The sequence below is a fragment of the Hydrogenophaga sp. genome (assembly GCF_041633695.1).
In the GTDB taxonomy this organism is placed as follows: domain Bacteria; phylum Pseudomonadota; class Gammaproteobacteria; order Burkholderiales; family Burkholderiaceae_C; genus Hydrogenophaga.
Genome location: NZ_JBFJMY010000612.1, coordinates 1 through 2,089, shown reverse-complemented (window position 1 = coordinate 2,089; position 2,089 = coordinate 1). Strand labels below are relative to the sequence as shown.

At 65.5% G+C, this 2,089-nt stretch carries 4 protein-coding genes; all 4 read right to left on the bottom strand.

Annotated elements, in window-relative coordinates; genetic code table 11:
- The coding region (locus tag ABYB95_RS22395; RefSeq protein WP_372662202.1) for an acyl-CoA dehydrogenase family protein at positions 1-935 on the bottom strand (935 nt) is incomplete at its 3' end.
- Between the two features lie 154 nt (positions 936-1,089).
- Positions 1,090-1,311, bottom strand: coding sequence for a GDCCVxC domain-containing (seleno)protein (locus ABYB95_RS22390; protein ID WP_372662199.1), 222 nt, complete (start codon positions 1,309-1,311; stop codon positions 1,090-1,092).
- Positions 1,308-1,592 carry a mercury resistance system periplasmic binding protein MerP gene (merP, locus tag ABYB95_RS22385; protein WP_372662196.1) on the bottom strand — a complete coding sequence of 95 codons (285 nt, stop codon included), beginning with the start codon at positions 1,590-1,592 and terminating at the stop codon, positions 1,308-1,310. The genes ABYB95_RS22390 and merP overlap by 4 nt, the downstream gene beginning before the upstream one ends.
- A gap of 14 nt (positions 1,593-1,606) precedes the next feature.
- The gene (gene merT, locus ABYB95_RS22380) at positions 1,607-1,987 is read right to left on the bottom strand and encodes a mercuric ion transporter MerT (RefSeq protein ID WP_372662193.1); all 381 of its coding nucleotides are present in this window, start codon (positions 1,985-1,987) and stop codon (positions 1,607-1,609) included.
- Positions 1,988-2,089 lie beyond the last annotated feature (102 nt).

Here is a 2,089-nt window from a genome sequence, read left to right as displayed (position 1 = left end):
TCGATCTCGATGCGCGACAACGCAATCCATTCCTGCACGTTGGCGTAGTCCGACAGGTACTTGCCAAAGGTCTGGCGCTCCAGCGCGCGTTCACTCGCCAGCTCCAGCGCCAGCTCGCACTGGCCGATGGTGCGCATGCAGTGGTGCACGCGCCCGGGGCCGAGTCGGGCCTGTGCCATGGCGAAGCCTTCGCCCCAGCCGCCCAGCAAATGATCGGCCGGCAGGCGCACGTCGCGGAACACGATCTCGCAATGGCCTTCGGGCGCCCGGTGGTGCACCACCGGGATGTTGCGCACGATCTCCACGCCGGGCGTGCCCATGGGCAACAGCAGCATGCTGTGGCCGTGGTGTTTGTCGGGGGCGCTGTCCGAATCGGCATTGCGCGCCATCACGATCAACAGCTTGCAGTTCGGATGCGCCACGCCGGTGATGAACCACTTGCGGCCGTTGAGCACCAGGCGGTCGCCGTCGCGTCGCACCGTGGTCTGCAAATTGGTCGGGTCGGACGAAGCCACGTCGGGCTCCGACATCGCAAACGCCGAGCGGATATCGCCGCTCAGCAATGGCGTGAGCCACCGCGTGCGCTGTGCCGGCGTGGCGAAGCGGTGCAGCAGCTCCATGTTGCCGGTGTCGGGCGCGCTGCAGTTGAACACCTCGGCCGCCCAGGGCAGGCGCCCCATGGTTTCGGCCAGCGGCGCGTAGTCCAGATGGGAGAGGCGCGTGCCCGGTTCGTCGTCACGCAGCCCCGGCAGGAACAGGTTCCACAGGCCTTCCTCACGCGCCAGCGATTTCAGGTCTTCCAGAAACGGCGGCGGGTAGATGCGGTCCTGCACCGACTGGTGCCAGGCCGCGTTGTGGGGCAGCACATAGCGCTGCATGAAATCGCTCAGGCGCTGCTGCAAGGCCTGGGCCTGGGGGCTGTGTTCGAAGTCCATCGCGCATTCTGGACAGCGGCTTTTTGATGCCCGGCGCACACGGGCGACAGTGGGCCAGGATTGTCGGCTTGGCTTGACCTGGATCAATGCTGGCTGCTCGGCAGACATCGCACGGTTCTCCGCCGGCTTCCCGCCTCGCGGTGTGCGCGCGCATTCAGGTGGCGCAACACCCCGCAGGGCCGGCGAGCTGGACCGGCGGGCAGGGCACGGTGCCGTAGGAGCAATACACGCAGCAGTCGCCCGGCTTGGGTCGCAAGACTTTGTGGCACTGCTCGCACTCGTAGAACCACTGGCACGCATCGGTGGGCATGAGCTCGGATTTGCTGTGTCCACAAACCGGGCAGGTCAAGGTGGAGGCGGGGATCACCTCCGTCATGGCTTGACGCCTGCTGCGGTCGATGGAAAGCCCGCTTCCCGGGTGGCGCGTGTCAGTGCTTGCAGGTCAACCTGTGTGTCGTCAAAGACCACAGTGGTCTCGCGGCGGCTGAAATCGGACTGCACGCCGATCACGCCCTTGAGCTGCATCAGCGCCACCTTCACCGTGATCGGACAGGTTGGGCAGGTCATGCCGGGCACAGACAGCGTGGCGGTCTGCTGAGCCGCCCACGCGGGCCAAACAAGGACCAGCGCAGCGCATGCCATGGCGATTCGTTTCATGGAGTTTGCTTTCTTCAATAGAACCAGGAGGCGATCAGCGGGAAGCCCATGGCTGCAGCGAGCAGCAGAACCACGACACCGAACAGAATTTTGTAAGTGCGCCTGACCACCGGGGTCGCGCAGACCTGACCGGGCTCGCAAGCCGCCGCAGGCCGCCAGATCTGCCGAGCAGCGAAAAACAGCGCCACGATGGCTGCCCCCATGAAGATGGGCTGGTAGGGCTCCAGCGCCGTCAGGTAGACGATCCAGGCGCCCGAGATGCCGACCATGATCAGCACCAGCGGCCCCAGGCAACAGGCCGAGGCGAGCAGGGCCGCAAGTCCGCCGGTGAGCAGGGCCTTGCCGCCGCCCTTGACCTGGGGAGCAGGCGTTTGTGCGTGTGTGGTGTGGTTCATGCACTAAGCTTAAGTCTGTACCCAAGTACGGAGTCAAGTGCCATGAACGATGCCCCTTCAAACACGTCCGCCCCCATGACCATCGGGGTGCTGGCCAAGGCC

Bases quoted from the DNA above. Each gene is read 5' to 3' on its own strand.
- ABYB95_RS22390 (WP_372662199.1), bottom strand. From the start codon at position 1,311: ATGACGGAGGTGATCCCCGCCTCCACCTTGACCTGCCCGGTTTGTGGA.
- merP (WP_372662196.1), bottom strand. From the start codon at position 1,592: ATGAAACGAATCGCCATGGCATGCGCTGCGCTGGTCCTTGTTTGGCCC.
- merT (WP_372662193.1), bottom strand. From the start codon at position 1,987: ATGAACCACACCACACACGCACAAACGCCTGCTCCCCAGGTCAAGGGC.